The following is a 21,462-nucleotide window of genomic DNA, read 5'->3' on the forward strand; positions in this document are numbered from 1 at the left end:
GCCTGTGAGATTTTTACCCGCTTGAAGATCTTTAAGGGCTTGTTCAAAGTTAAAAGGTTGAGTCATGTGTCATTCCTGTTTTTGTACAGTTTACTGAAATGACACAGAATTATGAACGCTACCGAATGCTCCAAATTCAACAATCCTAATTATTATCAGCTTATATTTACCTTTGAATGAAAATGAATCCTCAGTCTCTGATATTTCGATGTAACGATTTAAACGTCCAAATTGTTCAATATATTTATAAGCATTAGGTGTATTTATAAACCATTTCACTTCTTTTAAAGTTAAATTCTTTGAGGTTAAACAGCTTAGTATAACATTTATTTCGGCTAAATTATTATTCGGATGATTGACAGAAGATAGTGTCTTTAAACTTTTATAAAGTTCATAAGTTTTTACACTTCTGTTTAACCTGTGTAAAAACAATGTATTAAAAGCGATTGCTATTCCTATAATTCCGCCTAAAGCAGTAATTATTTTAATTATAATTTCCATTTTACAACCCCATTATACGTTACGCTATCAGACAAGCCTTAGCAGGTTAACACCAACTCAGATTTTTAATATCTGAAGTGCTGTGTCGAAAGTGATGATTACTTAAATAGACAACACCTTAATAAGTGATTGGCTCTAGAAGCTATCCAGACTACTTGTTTATAACCACTCTCAGCTTTATACCACTGACCTCGTCAATGTAGGCGGCAGTCGCGCCTAAAACGGCTAGTTGATCATCTGACATTTTAATTTTAGAGATAGCAGGTTGAACAATTACAATACCTAACTTAAAAGAGGAAAATCTAGCAACCTTAGCAAAATGTATTAAATCCTCATATCTACCTTTATCGATTCTTGATGCTTTTCCTTGACTTAATCTTTTCCGTTCACGCTCCATCATTCGTAAAATAAGCTTTTCTTTATCACCAAACCACTTAACACTTTTTTCAGCCTGACCAGCAACCTGATAAACATCATCTACTCGTGCACCTGGCTTTGCAACACCATCACTAGCTGATTTCGAGCAATATTTGCAATGGAAAAAGTCAATTATCAACTCTTTATCGTCCAAGTTTTTAATCGCAACTATATCAGCTACTTCGCCAGAGCCATCATCATCAAATACTACATCGTAATCATTGAGTATTTTTTGAACGGTATAATATTGAATCGAATTTTGTATTCTTTGCTCTCTTTGAGATTCAACTGATATATCTACGCCTGTCCAGTCCCAATCTTCGGTGTTATTTTTATCGTAGAGATATGTATACGATTCATTTGGGTAATACCTCAGCCCGCCATCGATTACTGATGTATCGGCCAAGAATAATGTTGGTGGATGTTCATCAAAAAAATCAGAGATAAGGAATATCTGTTCTCCGATCTTTATATCCAAACTATCTATTGAATTGAAGATTATTTCACCTTGCCTAGGTATTATTGCTGTAATTAAGCTAATACAATGCGGCGTTTTAATCTCAATGTTAAGAGTATTCTTATTATTGTCTTGAGTTTGTGAATAGAACAATTCACAATTTAATAAGCTTTCCTCCCATTTCCCCGAAGAAATAGTAATTTTTGATTCGTTTTTCCGAAGTAGTTCAACTGGCCACTCAACAGATAAAGGGGGGATTGCGGGAAACTCTACAAGTTCCTCAGTTTGCATAGCGGTTTTCATGATTTTATTAGTGTCAATAGAGCTATCAAGAACCTTTTTTCCGACTGCATTACACCAAATTACCCATTTATCCAAGGAGTCACTGTCCATAGCCCAAACTTTACCTTTGTGCGAACACCCTATACTAACGAGATCACCGTTTTCGTATCCCTTGCCAAAAATGTTAGATTTAGTTGCTCGGTTAGCCTCTATATCTGGTATTTGATCATTTATCTCAGTTCCCGTATGCATAGAATACCGAAGCCCTTTTTTGTTTTTATTAAGGCCTACGTTTTGGAGTTTCAATCGCTTTAGCCCCGAAAGCGAACGGAATATATGCTCGCCCTGAACTAATAAAGCATTCTCTGCAACTAATTTAACTAATCTTTTAACTAAACCATCTTTGGCTGAGGAGTGAATGAATAAAAGATTTTCTTTTCGATCATAATATGCAATATATAAATCCCACAACTCGTCAAAGAGCTCCTTTGAACTAGTCCAACCTACAGACAAAGATGACTTAACAGAGAAAATCAACATGTTTTTCTCGTCATTTATAATGGAGTCGATAATTTGAAACTGCTTACTTTCAAATAGCTGGAACCTTTCTGGTTTCCATATTGCAAGATCCATTCTATAAATCGTTGTACTAATACTAGGAGTGAGCCCTAAATCGAGAAGTTTACTTGGATTTAAAAACTCTGATCGGAACTCCTGATACTTCTTTTCATCTTTAATTTTACTGGAGCTTATGTCGCTAATTACGCTGTTCCAATCAGAATCTTCCTTATAAAGCTCTTCAAGGCTTACATTCACATTGGGATTAGCTATATTTGCTATGAACTTTGCATCGCCAACATTCTCAGTAGTGCGGGTAAAACGGCCAGTAAACTGAAGCATAATGTTTATACTTTTATGAGGGTCATGTATTGCTGATATTTTTAACTGAGGAAGATCAAACCCTTCGCCTAACATATCGACGCAAATGATTATTTTGTGCTTCCTTTTTTTAATGGCTTCCAAAACCTCTGATTTATTTTTTATACTGCTATTAATCAGTACTGGATTAAACTCTTTTGCTTTTGCATAGATATCAAAAATTACTTTAGCTCTAGCAATAGTATTGGCTCTTGCCATTACAATATGATCTAAACCCGCATTCAGGTCAGCTCTAAGTAGCTCAATGGCTTTCTCTGCTATTGCTTTGTCTGAGTTTTCTTCGACAAACTCTCTAACTGGGTGAAACTCAATTGCCTTAAAGTACCCATCTTGTTGTGCCTTTTTTAAAGGGTAATTAAATATAATCTTCCCGCCTATCCTTGAGCAGTCCGACCTGAATGGTGTAGCTGTGAATTGAAAAATTGGTTTATCTTTAAAATGAGACTTTACTCTAGCCCAAGTTGTCGCTGTAATATGGTGAGCTTCATCGACAATAAGATGTGAGCAACCTATTGTTAAATTAGACAAAAAGTCATTTGAAAACTTGGCAAGGGCTGAAGCAGAAGAAATAATGACGTTAGACTTTAATATACTTTGTAAGTCAGCTTCATTATCAATACCGTGTTTAATAGTAGCTACTATTGGGTTTAACACACTCCCATCTATCAATCCAAGCTTTCTAAGTAAACCAAGCTGGATGAACTTCATTTTAGTTTGTTCGCGGAGGGCATCGGAAGGAACGACTACTAAAGTTCTTTTAAACTTGCCAGCTACGACGGCGGATAGGATGGTCTCTGTCTTACCCGTTCCTGTTGGCATCACAATGGTTGCCGCACTTTTATCATCAGACCGCTCAAAGCCCAAAGCAGCAAAAATCCCACCTATTTGGGGCGATCTAAGCCCTTCAACAGTATGATTCTCTTCCTTGAAGAGAAAATTAGCGCTACACCACGAATCAAATATATCTTCATGAGATTTATGTTCTTCATCAAGTGGAAGCCAGCTTAAAGTGCTTCTACCTATTTTACTTTCAGTATGTGGTTTCATAAGCAAGTCCATCGAATATCCTTATTTCGTATTCCATTAATTCCACAAATAGCTAACGAGTTGGCCTCTAGCAGCGCACTAACTAAAAAGTGGGTATTTGTTAACTAAAATATACTAAGTGGACACAAAGACCAATGGTGTTACAGCTAAGAAATTGTATTAATCTACATTGTGAATATTTTTGTATGGATGGCACCTTATTTTTGATCTCTTTGACGCTGGATACTCTTTATTGGAAGGAAGTAATAATTTAGAGTGTCGAAAACAGCCTGCTTCTCGTTATGTACTTTCGAGATAAATTATTAGACTTATTTTTCAATAACATAAATTGTTCTCTGGATAAAACCGAGCGTTTTTACTCTTCATCAAATTTACATAACGAGAAGCAAGGCCAAGCATTAACCGAACTCATTTTTAGACATAAACGGGATTGAACTCAAGCCAAAATTTAACAATGAGTAGCTCAATTAATGCCTGTTGATAAAAACTGAAAGGCAATACTGAAGCTAATGAGCGGGTGTTGGGCTAAATGGCTCGAGTGCGTGAGCAGCAGGGATGCTGCTCCCGAGCCCACAGGGACCTTTTTTACCGTTAAACTTTTTCAGTAAGAATGGGCATCACTCGGGACGTTAATCCAATGGCCGATACTCATTTGGCGATAGATGCGCTAGTCTATTGCCTAATGTATTAAGCACCAAGGAGCATAAAGGTCATGCAAACCTATATCATCTTATTAAGAGGGATCAATGTCGGCGGCAATAATCTGGTGCCCATGAAGGCCCTGACCCAAGTGTTAACGGACGCGGGCTTTAGCCAAATAAAGACCTACATACAGACAGGTAATATTTTGCTGCAAAGCCCGCATTCATCCCATGGATCCGATGGCGCTCAACTTGAACAGGATATTGCCAAACTTATTGACACTCACTTTGGTTTTATCCCCGATATCATGCAACTAAGTTTGAGTGAATTTAGCACTGCGGCGGCCAACAACCCCTATAAAGATAAACCCGGCAACACAGTGCATTGCTATTTTTGTCAGCAGCTGCCAAGCCCAGATGAAGCGCGCCTTAAAGAACTTACCACCAGCACAGAGGAATATCACATCCAAGGCAGAGTCTTATACTTACACGCCCCCGATGGCATAGGTCGCTCTAAGCTGGCTGCCAATATAGAAAAGTGCTTAAAGGTTTCAGCTACTGCCAGAAACCTAAATACAGTCAATAAATTACTTGGGATGGTGAGTGCCAGCGTTTGAGTATAAACACTGCTACGAACGCACTCTTTCACTCTTTCACTGCTGCATTAGCTTGTGGCCACAGCCTTGTCATGATGGGCTTTTAATTGCTGGAATAAGACATCTTTTAAGTTTGCTCGCTGCACTTTTAACTGGTGCATATGCTCATCATCCGTTGGACTACCGGCAACTTCTAACTGACGGATATCGTAATCCAATACGTGATATTGCTTGGACAGTGTCTGAAACGCTTCATCTTTGTAATTCAAATAAACGATGTCTTGTTTAAATTCTGGGAAGTCGAAAATAAGTGCATGATTCTCATTTAACATAGATAACCCCTGAATGGTGATTTGAAATGCTTGAATGGTAAAAACTATAGCATTAGTCAGTTTTATAAAGGATTACTTTGTCCATTTCAGCGATCGAGTTAACACTAAATCCTAGATCTCAGCTAGATCACACGCTAATTCAACGAAAGTCACTTTAATCCCTCAAAACAGCAGCCAGTACGAACCCCAATTACCAAAAAACAATTACCCAAAAAAATAGCCGACGTCAGCCGGCTATTTGAAAACGAAGATTATTCAAAACTCTGCTTTAACTGTGGCGCTTACCTTGATACAAAAAGCGGTACAGAGTGGGCAATACCAGCAAAGTTAAGGCGGTAGAGCTAAACAGCCCGCCTATGATAACTACGGCCAAGGGCTGTTGAATTTCACTGCCCACCCCAGATGACATTAAAATCGGGATGAGTCCCAAAGCCGAGGTGAGCGCCGTCATTAATACGGGGCGAAGGCGTCCAACTGTGCCTTCATAGACTGATTCATACAGGCTTTCGCCGCTTTGACGGCGCTGGTTTATCGAGTCCACCAATACCACGCCGTTAAGCACCGCCACCCCAAATAAGGTGATAAACCCTATGGAGCTGGGCACAGACAAGTAAGTGCCGCTGGCATAAAGGGCGATAACCCCGCCAAACAGGGCCAAGGGGACGTTTGCCATGATCAGCCCCACTTGCTTAAGCGAGCCAAAGGAGAAATACAGCAACAAGGCAATCAAACCAATAGACACTGGCACCACTAACATCAGCTTTTGCTGAGCGCGCTGCTGGTTCTCGTACTGACCGCCAATCACTACGGTATAACCCGCAGGCAACTGCGCCTGCGGAATAACCTTATAAATGTCGGCTACTACTGATCCCATATCACGACCTGCTACATTGGCCTGTACCACAACGCGGCGCTGCACATCGTCGCGGCGAATATTAGGCGGCGCCATTTCGACCTCGACGCTTGCCACATCCCCAAGACGTACTGTGGCGCCATTAGCCCCCACTAGCAGCAAGTCTTGCACCGCATCGGGCGTTTGCCTAAATGATTTAGCTAGGCGCACATTGATATCGTATCTGGCATTACCATCAATAACTTGTCCGGCACTCACCCCGCCGATTCCTTGGCTTACCAGGCTCATCACCTGATCGACACTGATACCATAACGGGCCAAACTGTCCCGCTTAGGGCGAATAACCAGCTGAGCTTCACCGCTGACTTGCTCTAAGGACACATCCACAGCACCTGGTATTTTAGCCACTAAGTCACTGAGTACCTGACCTTTAGTGGCCAGCACATCCAAAGAATCACCGAAGATTTTAATCGCCAGCTGCGCTTTTACGCCCGACAATAATTCATCCACTCGGGTGGCTATGGGTTGTGAGAAGGTGAACAACAAGCCTGGGAACACTTTGAGTTTGTCTTCCATCTCCCGTTGCAATGCCAGGCGTGAATCTGCCGTGGTCCAAGACTCGATGGGGTTTAAGCCTATGTAAATCTCGATATTACTCACAGGTTCTGGATCGCCGCCAAGCTCTGGCGCACCAATGCGGCTTAGGGCGTAGCTCACCTCAGGAAACTCAAGCAGCATGGCTTCAATCTTAGGCGCTACGGCAAGGGAAGTCTCAAGGCTTGCCGTGGGCGCTAAGGTTATTCTGAGGTTGATAGTGCCCTCTTCAAGCTCGGGCACAAATTCAGTGCCTAATTTTGGCACTAACAATAAGCTGCCAACAAATAGCCCCGCAGCGGCCAATATCACAAGCTTTGGCCGCGCTAGGGTAGCGGTTAATAGCTTTCGATAACCTGATTCCAGCGGCACTAATAGCGGGCTTTGGCGCAATACCACGCCTTTTTTAAATAGGAATACTGCTAAGGCCGGCACCACAATTAACGCCACCAACAAGGCCGCGAGCATCGCTAGAATAATACTCACCGCCATGGGCTGAAACAGCTTACCTTCCACCCCTTCTAGGGCAAATAAGGGCGCAAATACCACGATAATAATCGCAGTAGCAAAGAAGATGGGGCTACAGACTTCTTTAGCCGCCAGCATAATCCGCAGCGCCATAGTGGGCTCATGATTTTGGTTTTGATCCCTTTCTAGGCTTTGATCGTTTTCATCGAATCCGAACTCATGCTTACTGGCAGGCAAAGCGCCATCCTCATCACCATGATAAGGGTCAGTTTCGCCATCGGCCCTCATTTGCGCCACGTTAAGATGGCGCCTATCTGGCTGAGTTAAATGCTTAAAGATGTTTTCAACCATCACCACAGAGCCATCCACCAGCATGCCTATGGCGACGGCAAGGCCGCCTAATGACATCAAATTAGCCGACAGGCCAAAATAGGACATTACCATCAGAGCTAAACCAATCGAGACTGGAATAGATAATAAAACCAATAAGGTAGCGCGAAGGTTAACTAAAAACAGCGCCAAGATAATAATGATAAACACAAAGGCCATCAGCAGCGCATCACGCACTGTGGTGACGGCTTGGTCGACCAAATCGGCTTGATCGTAAAACACCTCAAATGACACCCCCTTAGGCAGGGCTTGCTCGATGAGTTTTACCCTCGCATTGATGTCATCTATGGTGGATTTAGTGTTGGCCCCCATGCGCTTAAGCACTACGCCGGCCACCACTTCACCGAGTTTTTCCGCGTCGCCATTAGCATCGCGGCGAGTCATGGTCACGGCGCCAACGCGGATTTCACTGCCAAAGGCCACCTTGGCAATGTCAGCCACCCGCACGGGTGTGCCTTTGACTTCCGTTAGCGGAATTTGCCCTATGGCCAATAAGCCTTCGTTTCCTGCTGGCAACATGCCGTAACCACGCACCACCAGTTGCTCTTGGCCTTGGTCCATAAACCAGCCGCCAGCATTGCGGTTATTACTCTCAAGGGCCGTGGTGACTTGGGTCATGGACAGGCCATAACTGATAAGCTTATTGGGGTCGAGTTGCACCTGGTATTGGCGCACATCGCCGCCAAAAGATAACACCTCAGTAACCCCAGAAACTGGCATTAAAATCAGCTTTATCAGGTAATCATTTAAGCTTCTAAGCTCAAAGGCACTAATGCCAGAATCAGGCTCCGCCTTAAGAATGTACTGATAAATTTGCCCAAGCCCTGAAGTATTAGGGCCAATTTCTGGCACGCCCACCCCCGCTGGGATAGCTTCTTTAGCCGCTTGCAACTGCTCGAACACTTGCTGGCGAGCAAAGTAAATATTTGTGCCCTCGGCAAACACCACGGTCACAATAGAAAGCCCAGTGCGGGACAAAGAGCGCACATCCGTCACCGAAGGCAGGGCATACATAGCCGACTCAACCGGATAACTGATGAGTTTTTCCACTTCTTCTGCCGCTAAGCCTTCGGCAGCGGTATTAATGGTCACCTGCACATTGGTCACATCGGGGAAAGCATCGAGATTTAACTTAGGCAAAGCCGCAAAGCTTGCCAATAGGGCGCACACTAGGGCAATCACCACTAACAGGCGATTGGCGACAGCGGCCTGAATTAATTGTTGTAACATAGACGTTCCTTAACGCAGCGCGTCGCTAATTAGTGGTTGTGGATATCAAAACCTGACTTTGCCAGCTCAGAGGCCAAGAAAAAGGCCCCTGACACCACCACTTTCGCATTCGCGCCAAGACCTGAAATCAGGCTTAAGCCGCGCTGACGCTCTAGCACTTGCACTTCTACCGCTTCAAAACCGTCTTCATCTTCCACAAATACTTGCCAATCCCCGTCACCACTGCGGGTTAGCGCCGCATCGGGCACGACTATGCCCATGGGGTTTGCGTTAGCGCCCGCGTTTGATGTGAGGTATAACTCGGCAAACTGACCCGCATGCAATTGATGCTCAGTATTGGCGATACGCAGCAAGACTTGCTCGGTGCGAGTGATGCTGTCTATTTCATGGGAGCGACCGATGATCTCCCCTTGCAGGGTGTTATCTTCCACTCGCACTAACGCTTGGCTGCCAATATCCACAGTGTCTGCTTGCGCGGGACTTAACTGAGCCTCAACCCAGAGTGAGGATTCATCGGTGAGCTGCATTAACGCCGTGCCCGCTGGCAATACTTGACCTAACATGGCGATATCTTGCTGCACTCGTCCTGCAAAAGGGGCCTGTAATTGATAACTTCCGATGGATGAGGGCGAAGAAGCCAAGGCACTGATCTGCCCCTTGCTCATTTTTAAGGATTGAAGAATCGCCCGCTTAAGCTCGGCGTTCACTTCGGCCTGCATGCGCTGGCTGTCACTAATGGCCCCATTGGATAGGCGCTTAACTCGGTTCCACTCGGACGCCGCATTAATATAATCAGCCTGAGCCTGAGCCACAGCTGCGCCGCCAAGCGTCAGTAAGGTCTGACCCGCTTCGACCCTTTGCCCTGGCACCACATGGCGAGCTAATATTTTCACTTCAAGTTGCGCCCCAAGGCTGGCGGTTTTATCTCTGTCTACCAGCAAGGTGGCGGTGGCAAAGGAGGCTAAATTAAAGTGCTGCGCCTGTAACTCGCTGACTTCTATGCCTGCAAGATTGCGCTGAACTTGAGTCAATTTAAGGGCTTCGTCGCCATGCTCCTCTTCCCCATGCGCTTGAGCCTCTTGTGATCCAGCCAAGGTATTGGCAACTAGCGGCTTTGCATTCACGCTCGCCTTAGGTGTTGCATCATGGCCATGACCTTCTCCAGCTTGGGCTTGAAACCCAAGGCCTGCTAAAGCGAGCAGGCTGAACGATAGCAGGCTAGAAAATAGCAGGCTAACGCCCACTGAGGATGTGGCTAAAAAAGCATTGTTCGTTTGATTTTTCATGTTAAATCCTAACATTGGTATTCACGCCAAAGCCTTGATTTCCCATCATAATAAATGGTTTCAAAGCATTGGCTTAGCCATGGGATACAATAACCCCATGAAAATAAATAAATTTAATGAATAAACGCAGGATTAAACGATTGGAGGGCGGTAACTGGGTAAACTTTCTGGGGGGAAATAAGCAAAAGCCAATAACACAGGGCTATCTGTGAATAATATGGGGGCTAAGGGGGTCAAACCACCAATCAAGCTTGCATGGCCGCCATGACACTGACAATCAAGGCAAATATCCACATCTTGAGTTTCAGTGCTAACAACTTGATGCTTGTCAGTATGTGACAGCTCCCCATGGTGAGCTGCACTAACATTAGCCGCACCATAATTAGCCACACCATGATAGTCAGCCAAGTCGTGTTCAGTACCACTTTCATTACTATGACCATGAGCATCACGATGCGCCTTGATGTCGCATTGGCTTAAAGTCGTCACTTGGGCGGTCAATTGCAGATGCGAGTGTTGTCCACCCTCTTCAATTTTAGTATCAGGATGCAATTGATGGGCACCGACATTGGCCCCAACAAGCTGCAACAACACTATGGCAATCAATAGCTTGACCGTTAACAGCTTGGTTTTAACAAAGGCGCTGAACCCTTTATGTGAAAGCCATGCATTTGACACATGAGCCTTTGAAACATGAGCTTTTGAAATGCGAGCCAAAGCAAAACCATCGGCAAAACGGCCGATTAAGTTTCTCAACGCTGGTGACGCAAATCTTAGCAAACGACATCCTTAAAGATAAATGGACAACACACTCTAGTGCACACTAGACCGACAGAGTAGCCGAAAGTTTCCCCAATGGCGAAATATTTACACTAGCGCATAAAAAAGTCGAACATCCCGTCTGATATGAAGGGACTCACCAATGCAGCGATGGCATGGTCAATGATGTTCCAGGCATCATAAAGACATTTCCCACTTCCATGCGGGTCAGATGCCAGAGAGCGGCCATGGAATGGACGCTCGTCTCGCAACATTCGTGGTGAACCTGCATGGTTCACCTTTTCAGCATTGGTGTAACCTAGCGGTTAAAGAATGGGGGCTTTATATGGCATTGCACCTAGGTAGTCTTTCTTACCCACTTCAACGCCATTGTGACGCAATATGGCGTAAGCAGTGGTGATGTGGAAATAAATGTTAGGGATAGCGTGCTGCACCGCAAACTCATAACCAGTTAAGTATTTACCTTCCCAGCGGGGCTGAGAAATATGAATCGTCGCCGCATTAGCAAAGTCTGCTTCGCTAAAACCTTCAAGGTAAGTCAGTACTGAGGCAATACGTTCGCGCAGCTCAGCTAACGTCGTTTCGCTGTCATCATGCTTTGGCATAGTCTCTAACTGGCCGGTTAAACGTGCAACCCCTACTTTGGCGGTATCACAGGCAATTTGCACCTGACGGATGAAATTAAATTGATCTGCGGCTAAGCGTGAGTTCAACAATACACTGGTATCGACTCGTTTAAGCGCTGCAAAGGCTTCTGCCTTATCAAAAATGGCATTCAAATTATTTAGCATCTTACTAAATTGCACAACGGTCAGATCAAAAAGCATGGCAGAGCCCTCTGTTATGGCGGTAAATCGCAGCACTCATTGCTGAGATTAAGGCTGATGTGAATGGGTGATAGCACCCTTTAAAAAACACTAAGGAGTGTAACCTAAATTAGCCCTCACACCCCGATAATCTCTCATCGGATGTGATTTCAGCGCATCAAGGTTCAAGATCTTTTTTGAGTTGCTCAATCTGCCTATCAATAGACTGCACCATAGTGTCAGCCTCTTGAGCGACCGCCAGTTGTTCTTGAGCTAGGCTTTGCTGCCAAGTCGCGCCGGCTAAATTGTTATTGGCATACTGGCGGCTATCACGCAGATTGCGCAAACGCTGATCTCGCTTTGCTATTATCCGTTTGCGATCGCTTTCAAGCTGGCTTATCTCGCGGCCAATGCGGCGCTTTTCAATGTAGCTAGTGATTTCTTTTTGCTTGTCAGAGGCCGCATTTGACACCGCGCTTGATTGAGATGTTCTTTCACTCCGTTGAATAACGCTGCCTACGCCGCTTAAGTCAACGGGTTGGCTATTTTCATCACAGGGATCGGCCTGATATTGACCATCTGCACACTTATAGACTTCGGCTGAAGTCGAAAATGACAAGGCTATGGCGAGTAGTATTAAAGCGTTTCTTTCCATAGAACACCTCATGCTTTAAGCATTAATACAATTACAATAACAAACCGAAATATAGCATCAATCCCGCATTCAGTTTCTCAATATCTGCGACCTATTCCATAACGGCGGACACCAAGCGTCAAATCGCACATTTAAAGTCAGTGTTTATTACTCTGGCATGCATGGGGGTCATTACACAAGCTTCATTGCTGAGTCTGCACGGCTGTCGGCTAGCCAATCACAGCCACAGGTTACAATTGGATACAGAGTCCGAATTACAACTGCAATATAGTGACCCCACTAACTACTCCACAGACGTAATAAGGATCCAAACAATGAAAACTCTTTGCATCGCGATTTCAGCAATTTTAATGTCAACTCACGCTATGGCTGATGACAACTCTTATATCCGTAACGGTAATATCTACAACAATCAAGGTCAGTATTTCGTTGGCGCAGGCGTTGCCACTGGCAGTAAGTTTTTTAAAGACCAAGAGGATCAGACTGGAGCCTATTTCAATGGGGGTTACCACGGTGAAGACTTTAACGCCGATTTAAACGGCATCAACTACCGTTTTTTCGGTAACAATGAAAGTGCTATTAATTTCAGTGCCTATGTGGTTGCAAACCCTGGGTTTGATAGCGACAGCGAAGATGTACTAAAAGGCATGAAAGAGCGTGATTACAGTGCTGACTTAGGCTTAAACGCCGATGTCCATTTAGGCCAAGGTACGCTTTCGGCTAAATTTCAGCACGATATCACAGGAGCTTATGATGGCTACCAAGCAGACATCACCTATTACCACCCGATGGATTTAGGCTTTGCAAGCTTAGTGCCTTATGCCGGCGCCCATTACTTCAGTAAAGAATTCGTTAACTATTACACCGGAGTTGCATCCTTTGAGGCTACATCAACGCGCCCAGCTTACCAAAGTAACGGTGCCTTAGCCTTCAAAGTGGGCTACGTCTTAGACATCCCAATTACTGAAAACCTAAGCCTTACCCAAGCCACAGCTTACACCCACCTTGGTTCTAACATGGCTGACTCACCCATTATCGACGCCAAGAACCAATGGTTAACCACCTTTGGCGTTAACTATAGTTTTTAATCAATAGCGAGATAACACCATGAATTCAGCACTTAAATCAGCATTCAAATCAAACATTAAATCATGCTTATGCGTTGGCATAGCACTGGCGTTAACCGCTTGCGCGACCTCTTATGATACTCAAAAGCAGTTCTGGTCTTTTGGTAAAGGCTTTGAAACCGTGCAAATTGCGCCTAATAGCTGGCAAATCAGCTTTGTGGGCAATACCAATACCGACAGAAGCCTAGCGCGCAAATACGTATTACGAAAATCGGCAGAACTTAGTCAGCAGGCAGGCTTCCCTTATTTCACCTTTACCAATGAGCACATGGATCGCGACGCGGTAGGTCAGTTCGGCGTCGGCTTTGAAGGCGGCCATGACACCTTATGGGGCAGCTCAAGTACCACTCAAGAAACCTCAGTATTGGTGGAGGTCACTGGCCTTAAAACCAAAGAGGAGCACCAAGGTTCTCGGGTGTATGACGCCAAATTCATCATGAATAATGTCGCTGTAGAAGACTAACCCTAGCATCTTATTCACTTTTAGTTCGCGCCTTGCCTAGCCAGTGCATGGGTACAGCTACTCATGCTAGGCACGAGCCCGCTTAACGCCAATATTTATATGTATTTATGAGGTTTTTATGAAAATAGCCGTCGTCTCATTGCTTGCCACCCTAGTTGTTTTACAAGCTTGTGGCAGCTCAGATAATAAAAAAGTCGCCGTTCAACCTAAGATCAATGAAGTTCACATGCTCCAACCTGATAACATTCCAAGCTATATTGAAAACTTTAAGCTGCAATATGAACAGCTAGATCTTCAAATTGACGGAGTACAATACACGCTTTCATTTGTCGATCGAGATGAAGCTGAAAAAGTACTCATAGCAAAATATGATAAGGGGCTGATTTACCTTGGTTTTGACTTTGAAAAAGAGCAACCCATCAACAACATAATGCTGCTCGAGGGCGACACCTCCGATCTTGAAAACTTCAAGGCTAGCGCAATCCTTAAAGGTATTAATATTGAGCTGAGCGAGCAAGAAGGCAATATGGTTTACCAAGGTTCAATTGAGGATGCTAATACAAAACAGCTCTACTCTATTAGGACTGTCATCAATGAATCACTGTTAGACGCTGGCGACTCTACATTAACCCTTGAAGCTAATGTTGCCACATTAAATGGCACCTTAGGCACCTCGACGTATATTCAAATGGATGAGTTAATCAAAACTAAATCCTTCGACACCCTTAAATTCGGCAGTGTGAATGGCTCAATCAATGATGCGATTAATATGCACACGGGCCGCCTTATTCGCGCCGCTAAGTTAACCACCTTAATGCCAACAGACGGCTTAGCCCACTCAGGTGGCGTGGATTTATTTGCTGCGGGCACTCAGAGAATTTTTCAAGATGGTGGTGAGTTAGGGGTTCATTCTTGGTGCTGCCTTGCTGGCAAAGATGCCGGTCAATTAAGTAAAACCGATCCCGCCCATGGCGCGCAGCTCACTTACTTTAGAGAAATGCTAGGTCTCGATAAAGGTCCAGAGTTTTATTTCTTTACCATTAATGCAGCGCCTGCCGCCAGTGTGCATAAGATGAACAGAGCCGAGATGGTAAAATACAGCCTAGTCACTGAATAGCTAGCGCTCAGTTAAAGTTGCAGTTGCACTAACTCACCTCAGGGCAAGGCCTGAAATTATACTCGCTCATCTCGCCGCTCAGCCTGAAATCGAGTGCGAGTCAAAACTCAGTGACTCAAAACTCAGTGGCTCAAAACTCAGTGATAGCCGGGCGCCGCCTAATTGCGGTGCTCGGCTAATATGAAGCTTAGATCCCATCCATAAACCAATGCGATCTACGATCGCAAGCCCCATACCGTGGCCCATATTGCCGCGGCTGTGCTTACCGCGCACGAAAGGCTTGACCACTTGCAGCGCTTCTAGCTCGTCTATGCCTTGGCCGTCATCATCCACATGTAGCCACAGCACTTCATCTTGAATAGTTAGGCTTACTTGCACTTTTGAGCGGCTAAAACGCAGCGCATTGCTGAGTAAGTTATTCATCTGCATAGACAAGTATTTGGGGTCAACATTTACCGTGACTTGGTGAGGCAAAGGCAAGAACTCAAGCTGATGTTCGCCGTCTTCACTATCTAATAATTTATCCTGCAACCAAGCATTTAACTCTATGTTCTGCCTGTCTAAGGGGATATCACCTTGGCCTAAGCGGGCATAACTTAGCAAGGTCATTACCAAGTCTTCCATGGTGTCTAAGTCACGATTCACGCGCTGGAAATACTTGATTTTAAGCTCGGGGTTTTGAGTTTCTTCCAAGGCTTCAATGCCAAATCTTAACCGTGCGATGGGGGTTTTTAAATCGTGAGACACGGCGCGGCTCAATAATTTATTGTCATCGAGTAACTGCTGAATGCGGTCTGCCATGCGATTAAACTCAGCTTCAATCGCGCCAATATAGGAGGTTTTACTCACAGCTATCCGCTGCTGTAACTCTCCCATGCCAAAAGCTTGGGTGACTTGGCTTAAATTGATCAAACGGCGAATTAAGGGTGACACCCACAGCAGTAGAATCAGCACCACACCAAGGTAAAACAGCATGGTATACAGCCTGTTGAGGTTCAAACCGCTATCGGCTTCTGTCACTAAAGGGGTATTAATATTGAGCACTTGGCCGGTAGCAGGCAATAAATAATGCAGCGATATGCCTTCGTCGGACTCTAGCATCAAAAACTTATCGGCATTAAATTGCGCTTTTAGTGGCAGCGGCAAGATAAATTCAGCACTGGCGATTAAAGACAGCTGCTCTATGTTGTGTTGATTCCAGTTGGCTAAAAAAGTTTGGCGTTGCAGCGGGTGATTATCTAAGGTTTTGGCTAAGCCGGTGCCCATTAAGGTCAGCGCGGCAAGTTGATTGGTCGGATTAACTTGCTTATCGTCTTTATCATGAAAACTGGCAAACTCACTGATAGACCAGCCAAGGCCAGCAATACTCACCAGCACCACAAGCACTAAAGAGACGATAAGTTTTTTCATGATGCGGGCGCTGCGTCATCGCGGCAAAACAAGTAGCCTTTGCCGCGAATGGTTTTAACTTTATAGGGCTGGTCTTGGGCTTCTTGAAGCTTTTTACGTAGCCGCGACACGCGAATATCCACAGAGCGGTCAAGGCCATCATATTCTATGCCCCTAAGCTGTGACACTAAATCGATGCGGCTCACCACAGTGCCCGCCTGCAATGCCAGTAGCCATAACACATCAAATTCATTGTCATTAAGCCCTACCGCTTGCTGATGAACCGTGACGGTTTTAGCGGTCGCATTAAGCACTAGCGCGCCAAATACCAGCTGCTGTTTAGGCTCTTCATCACTGGCGCGGCGCAGCAGTGCTTTAATCCTAGCCAGTAAGACTTGCGGGCGAATGGGTTTAGTGAGGTAATCATCGGCGCCCATTTCCAGCCCCTGAATTTCATCGCCATCTTCAACGCAGGCCGTCATAAATAAGATGGGCCCAGAATAGAACGCCCGCGCCTCTTTACAGACATCAAAACCATTTTTCACTGGGATCATCACATCAAGCAGCACTAAGTCTGGCAGCTCATCGGCGATCATTTCTAAGGCATAATCACCTTGGCTTGCCACCGTCACTTCATAGCCGTGATCCAGTAAATAATCGCTTATCCACTCAGCCAAAGAGATATCGTCTTCCACCACTAATATGTGTTTTTTGGCCACCATAGTTAGAACAATCTCCAGCCGGATTGGCTCTGTTTAGGCGCCTTATAAACCCAGGTCACCACCACTTTAACTCTGGCTAAAGGATCTGCCTTATCATCGGCAACCAAACTGAAAGAAGTGGTTTTATCCCCTTCAAAACTATAATGATATTCTTGTTGACTGGCACCATCCCAACAAGTTATCCGCCGGCCACTTTTACTCATCACCAGGCAATACTCGCCATAGCTCGGCGTTTGCCAGCGAAATAGCACCTCTTGATAGCATATTTGCCCTTTATGCAGAGCAACGCAGCGCTCAGGGGTGGCGGTGAAAGCGATAGCTTTATCCTGACCCCAAGCTGAAGTCGTAGTAAAAGTCATGGCAAATATAACAGTGTGAAACAAGGCTGTTAGCCAAGAAAATGCCAAGGAGAAATTAGATTTATTCATCGTATCCCCTAAAACACATAGCTGATAGAGGCGTTAAAAAACGACCCGTAATCGGCTTGATTAAAGGGACTTGCGGTGATTTCTTTAGAAAGCACATTGAGGCGATACACGGCGCGAAACACTAACTTTTCGCTCAGGGGGTAAGCCACGCCAAGCTCCATTCCATAAGTCACCGCGCTACTTGGGCGATACTCGGGGAAAAACTCAGTGGCTTCTTCACGACTTACGCCAAACAAGTTGCGGCTGAGCTTAGCCGATGCGTACTCGATACTGGCGAGGGCGTGAAAATTCCAATTGCGAACCTGCCAAGATTTGCCCAAGCGCGCTGAACTGGCAATACCTTGATCATCAAAGTAATCGCTCACTATGCGATACTGAAACACGTAATGATCGTCCCAATAGCGGGTCGCCCTAAAGCCTGCGCCAATGAAGACAGAATCCATCTCCATTAGGTATTCGTTACGCTCATCTTCATCTAGCTGACTGAGATCTGGGTGTTCACTGCGGCCGGTGGAGCTTTGCAGATTGGCCGCCAAAAAATCTAACGACCAATTCGGTGAACTCCACAGATTGAGACCTAAATTAACCCCATCTTGAGATTGGTGGATCATCTCCGCAAATAAGCCCTTGTACTGATACACAGCGCTGATAAGCAAAGCAGGCTGTATTGACTCATGCTCAGTTTGGCGGATATCCAATTGATTGGTGCCATAAACACTGGCCCCAAGCTCAAAGTAGCCGCCATCAGCAAGACGCTGCTCGCCGCCCTGAGTCACGCTAGCCGCTATGTCTGAAGCCATAGTTAAACTAGGCGTTAACAGCAGCCCTAATAACCAGCTTCTAAGTAAAATCACATTCATTTTATTCATATTTTTATCATGATATTAGTTTCATAATGCTAAGGAGTAATACGGTTTCTATCAGCTAAAACATCTGTTATTAATTTATCTGATCTAAGTTCAGCCTAACAAACTAGCGCTGCCACTAGTTTACCCTATTACACCCCGAAGCCAAATCAGCGACTTAGCATAGCGGCTTATTCACTAATTTCACGAATGCTTGGCTCAAAGAGAACCAAAATGTCGGCTGTTTAACAATAAAAAAGCAGTAGTGAATGAGTTCACTACTGCTTGATGGCTAGCTCGCTGTTAGATCTGTTAGCCACTAGCCTAAAGCTACGCTCGCCGCCCCTGAGCATGAGGTCAAACCAGCTCTTGGCATTAGCCTTTAGCGGACAGCAGCTTGGCGATTCGCTGGCCGTAATCTATATCTGCTTGGCTAAAGTGGGCCAACATTCTTTGCTGTACATCCTGGCTTGCTTGAGCCAATGAGCCAGCTATGGTCGCTACTAAGCGGGCTTTTTCATCTTCACTGAAGATGCGGTATAAATTGCCCGCTTGAGTGTAATCGTCTTGACCGTAACGGCTGTATCTTGCAGCTTCTCCTTCAAGCCTTAATGGCGGCTCTGCAAAAATGACATTTTCAACTAAAGGCGCTGAACTGTTAGGGCCATAATTAGCACTAGCATCACCACCGGTTTGTGAGCCTGAGAAGGGACAAGTTGTTCCTGCCATAGCGCCGCCCCGTTGATGATGATTTGCCGTGGTGCCGTGGGGGCAATTTACCGGTAATTGATTGTAATTGGCGCCAATGCGATAACGCTGGGCATCGGCATAGGCAAATAATCTCGCTTGAAGCATTTTGTCTGGCGATGCGCCAACCCCTGGCACTAAATTACTGGGCGATAATGCCACTTGCTCAACTTCGGCAAAATAGTTTTGTGGTAAACGATTAAGCTCTAAGGTGCCAATTTCCATTAGTGGATAATCTTTATGTGGCCACACTTTAGTTAAATCAAACGGGTTGATTTCATAGGTATTTGCATCAGCCTCTGGCATTAGTTGTACTTTAACGGCCCAGCGAGGGAAGTTACCATCAGCAATTGCCACCATCATGTCGCGTTGAGACGAGTCAGGGTCTATGCCTTTAAGCTTATCGGCTTGCTCGTTAGTGAGATTCACCACGCCTTGCAGCGATTTAAAATGAAACTTCACCCAAAAACGCTCACCTTTGGCATTCCACAATGAAAAAGTGTGGGAGCCATAACCGTGCATTTGACGATAATTAGCAGGAATACCGCGATCTGACATCAAGATAGTCACCTGATGCATGGCCTCTGGATTAAGCGACCAAAAATCCCACATGGCCTCTGGATCTTTTAAGTTGGTTTGTGGGTTGCGCTTTTGGGTATGAATAAAGTCAGGAAATTTAATCCCATCACGCAGGAAAAAGGTCGGGGTATTATTACCAACAATATCGTGATTACCACGGGCAGTATAAAAACGCAGTCCAAAACCGCGAGGATCGCGCTCGGCGTCCGCAGAACCCATTTCACCGCCTACGGTTGAGAAGCGCACAAAGGTTTCTGTCTGCTTGCCTACGCCATTAAAATGATCGGCTAAAGTAAAATCACTTAAATCTTTAGTTAAGGTAAAGGTGCCATAAACCCCAGTGCCTTTAGCGTGAACGATACGCTCAGGAATACGCTCGCGGTTAAAATGGGCTAATTTTTCAATTAGATGCCAATCTTGTAGTAATAGTGGCCCACGCTCACCTGCCGACAGTGAGTTTTGGTCATCGCTAATCGGTGCGCCACTTTGGCTGGTTAAATATGCATTTTTTGATTGATTACTCATTGGTTTTACCCTCTTGTTATATTGATTAATAATCGTTTTTTTCTAACCACTGCTCGATAATATCTACTATCGTTGCCATAACGACCTCGCGCCTCGTTTGAATGCAATAAGGATAGATCAAAACACAACCAAGGATAAAACGATTAAAAACGATTAATCTAATCTGAATTACAGGGTAAGCTAGAGTAAATTAGGTATAAAAAAGCTGAAGACAGGCTCCAGCTTTAATAGGCTTATACATGGTGTCCAACGACGTAGTTATTCCGTTGGCGGACTCTGTTCTGGTTCTTTATAAAGCTTGATTAGATAATAGATATCAATCAATACGATGAAGAAGTTGACTAATGCCACTGGGATAGCGTCAATGGCTAAGCCATAGGCGACAAACAGCGCGGCGCCAACAAGGTTCCACCAGCGTAGCTTCTTGATATTAGCCATCATCAGCGAAATTGCCACCACCACTGAGGCTAAATAGCCCACCCACTCCCAAATTACTGCGTTATCCATCATTATTCCTATTGCTCACTAAAGATATATACGCTGCAGTTTAGACTAAAAACAGCCTTTGCTCGACAATAGAAACAGGCCTGTGGGAGATACACCGCAATAATTCATAAATTGCGCTGTAATTACCAATTAATAACCAGTATATCCGAGCTATTAAATAAGAATTATGTTTCATATTAACGCTCAACGACTGCCGCCGTCATCCGAGAAATGCAGCACAATTCACCTGCACTATTATGAATAAGCACCTCCCATACTGAGCTACGTTTGCCTAAATGCACCGGCTTAGTGGTGGCGGTTAATACACCGTTACGGGAAGCTTTCAGGTGGTTGGCATTGATTTCTTGCCCAACACAGTAAAAGCGCTCAAAATCCACTGCAAAATTGGCGGCGTAACTGGCAACGGTTTCAGCAAGAGCGACATTGGCACCGCCATGGACAATCCCCAGAGGATTATGCACTGACGGAGTCGCGGGCATGGTGGCCTTCATGTAATCATCACCAATTTCGATAATCTTAATGCCCAGAGTCTGCATCAAGGTACCTTTACCATGCATACCTATATCTAAGCGCTCACAATCAGCTAGTGTCACAGTTCTAAACCAAATGCTCATTTCAGTATCCCTATAAAAAATGTCAGCTCAGTCTACTTAAGATCGCAGCTAAGGAGATAGTGAAAATGCAAAAAATATAAAAAAGAAGGGGCAGTTTCCCGCCCCTCCTTTAGTCTATAGCTTTG

Annotated in this window: 20 protein-coding genes; 5 read left to right on the forward strand and 15 right to left on the reverse strand. The window is 44.8% G+C overall.

The genetic code is table 11. From position 1 onward, the window contains the following. Positions 1-90: 90 nt before the first annotated feature. A complete protein-coding gene (locus H5073_RS09950) occupies positions 91-501 on the reverse strand; it encodes a hypothetical protein (RefSeq protein WP_182679394.1) in 411 nt (136 codons plus the stop codon). A gap of 151 nt (positions 502-652) precedes the next feature. Continuing rightward, the gene (locus H5073_RS09955; RefSeq protein WP_182679396.1) at positions 653-3,643 is read right to left on the reverse strand and encodes a DEAD/DEAH box helicase; all 2,991 of its coding nucleotides are present in this window, start codon (positions 3,641-3,643) and stop codon (positions 653-655) included. A 712-nt stretch (positions 3,644-4,355) separates the two neighbouring features. Between H5073_RS09955 and H5073_RS09960 the strand changes: the two genes are divergently transcribed. Continuing rightward, positions 4,356-4,901 carry a DUF1697 domain-containing protein gene (locus tag H5073_RS09960; protein ID WP_182679398.1) on the forward strand — a complete coding sequence of 182 codons (546 nt, stop codon included), beginning with the start codon at positions 4,356-4,358 and terminating at the stop codon, positions 4,899-4,901. 47 nt (positions 4,902-4,948) lie between these two features. Here H5073_RS09960 and H5073_RS09965 read toward each other — a convergent pair whose 3' ends face one another. The 3 genes from H5073_RS09965 to H5073_RS09975 form a co-directional block, all read right to left on the reverse strand. Continuing rightward, positions 4,949-5,212 (reverse strand): YdcH family protein, encoded by a 264-nt coding sequence (locus tag H5073_RS09965; protein WP_182679400.1) that lies wholly within the window; start codon positions 5,210-5,212, stop codon positions 4,949-4,951. Between the two features lie 268 nt (positions 5,213-5,480). Further along, positions 5,481-8,747 (reverse strand): efflux RND transporter permease subunit, encoded by a 3,267-nt coding sequence (locus tag H5073_RS09970; protein WP_182679402.1) that lies wholly within the window; start codon positions 8,745-8,747, stop codon positions 5,481-5,483. 29 nt (positions 8,748-8,776) lie between these two features. After that, on the reverse strand, positions 8,777-10,033 hold the full coding sequence (locus H5073_RS09975) for an efflux RND transporter periplasmic adaptor subunit (protein WP_182679404.1): 1,257 nt from the start codon (positions 10,031-10,033) through the stop codon (positions 8,777-8,779). Here H5073_RS09975 and H5073_RS18375 point away from each other — a divergent pair. After that, a complete protein-coding gene (locus tag H5073_RS18375) occupies positions 10,032-10,157 on the forward strand; it encodes a hypothetical protein (protein WP_259394873.1) in 126 nt (41 codons plus the stop codon). The two genes, H5073_RS09975 and H5073_RS18375, sit on opposite strands and share 2 nt — an antisense overlap. 8 nt (positions 10,158-10,165) lie before the next feature. Here H5073_RS18375 and H5073_RS09980 read toward each other — a convergent pair whose 3' ends face one another. From H5073_RS09980 to H5073_RS09990, 3 genes are all read right to left on the reverse strand, one after another. After that, complete coding sequence (locus tag H5073_RS09980) at positions 10,166-10,813, reverse strand: hypothetical protein (protein ID WP_259394874.1); 648 nt, start codon at positions 10,811-10,813, stop codon at positions 10,166-10,168. A gap of 305 nt (positions 10,814-11,118) precedes the next feature. After that, a complete protein-coding gene (locus H5073_RS09985) occupies positions 11,119-11,640 on the reverse strand; it encodes a DUF1993 family protein (protein ID WP_182679406.1) in 522 nt (173 codons plus the stop codon). Between the two features lie 157 nt (positions 11,641-11,797). Beyond that, a complete protein-coding gene (locus H5073_RS09990) occupies positions 11,798-12,274 on the reverse strand; it encodes a hypothetical protein (RefSeq protein ID WP_182679407.1) in 477 nt (158 codons plus the stop codon). A gap of 314 nt (positions 12,275-12,588) precedes the next feature. On the opposite strand from H5073_RS09990, the gene ompV reads away from it, so the two are divergent. The 3 genes from ompV to H5073_RS10005 all read left to right on the forward strand — a co-directional run bounded on the left by ompV (position 12,589) and on the right by H5073_RS10005 (position 14,981). Further along, positions 12,589-13,362 (forward strand): outer membrane protein OmpV, encoded by a 774-nt coding sequence (ompV, locus tag H5073_RS09995; protein ID WP_182679408.1) that lies wholly within the window; start codon positions 12,589-12,591, stop codon positions 13,360-13,362. Between the two features lie 19 nt (positions 13,363-13,381). Continuing rightward, positions 13,382-13,864, forward strand: coding sequence for a CC0125/CC1285 family lipoprotein (locus tag H5073_RS10000; RefSeq protein ID WP_182679409.1), 483 nt, complete (start codon positions 13,382-13,384; stop codon positions 13,862-13,864). 118 nt (positions 13,865-13,982) lie between these two features. Further along, a complete protein-coding gene (locus H5073_RS10005) occupies positions 13,983-14,981 on the forward strand; it encodes a hypothetical protein (protein WP_182679410.1) in 999 nt (332 codons plus the stop codon). 78 nt (positions 14,982-15,059) lie between these two features. On the opposite strand, the gene H5073_RS10010 is transcribed toward H5073_RS10005, so the two are convergent. The 7 genes from H5073_RS10010 to H5073_RS10040 all read right to left on the reverse strand — a co-directional run bounded on the left by H5073_RS10010 (position 15,060) and on the right by H5073_RS10040 (position 21,337). Continuing rightward, positions 15,060-16,391, reverse strand: coding sequence for an ATP-binding protein (locus H5073_RS10010; protein WP_182679411.1), 1,332 nt, complete (start codon positions 16,389-16,391; stop codon positions 15,060-15,062). Continuing rightward, a complete protein-coding gene (locus tag H5073_RS10015; RefSeq protein ID WP_182679412.1) occupies positions 16,388-17,092 on the reverse strand; it encodes a response regulator transcription factor in 705 nt (234 codons plus the stop codon). The genes H5073_RS10010 and H5073_RS10015 overlap by 4 nt, the downstream gene beginning before the upstream one ends. Positions 17,093-17,094: 2 nt before the next feature. Beyond that, on the reverse strand, positions 17,095-17,451 hold the full coding sequence (locus tag H5073_RS10020; protein ID WP_310734245.1) for a DUF3019 domain-containing protein: 357 nt from the start codon (positions 17,449-17,451) through the stop codon (positions 17,095-17,097). A 77-nt stretch (positions 17,452-17,528) separates the two neighbouring features. Next, positions 17,529-18,380, reverse strand: a complete 852-nt coding sequence (locus H5073_RS10025) for a MipA/OmpV family protein (protein ID WP_404948390.1) — start codon at positions 18,378-18,380, stop codon at positions 17,529-17,531. Positions 18,381-18,740: 360 nt separating this feature from the next. Continuing rightward, on the reverse strand, positions 18,741-20,216 hold the full coding sequence (gene katB / locus H5073_RS10030; RefSeq protein WP_182679415.1) for a catalase KatB: 1,476 nt from the start codon (positions 20,214-20,216) through the stop codon (positions 18,741-18,743). Positions 20,217-20,474: 258 nt separating this feature from the next. Further along, positions 20,475-20,723, reverse strand: a complete 249-nt coding sequence (locus tag H5073_RS10035; protein ID WP_182679416.1) for a YgjV family protein — start codon at positions 20,721-20,723, stop codon at positions 20,475-20,477. A 176-nt stretch (positions 20,724-20,899) separates the two neighbouring features. Then, the gene (locus H5073_RS10040; protein ID WP_182679417.1) at positions 20,900-21,337 is read right to left on the reverse strand and encodes a PaaI family thioesterase; all 438 of its coding nucleotides are present in this window, start codon (positions 21,335-21,337) and stop codon (positions 20,900-20,902) included. Positions 21,338-21,462: the final 125 nt, after the last annotated feature.

It is taken from the genome of Shewanella sp. SR44-3 (genome assembly GCF_014163735.1).
Taxonomy (GTDB): Bacteria; Pseudomonadota; Gammaproteobacteria; order Enterobacterales; family Shewanellaceae; genus Shewanella.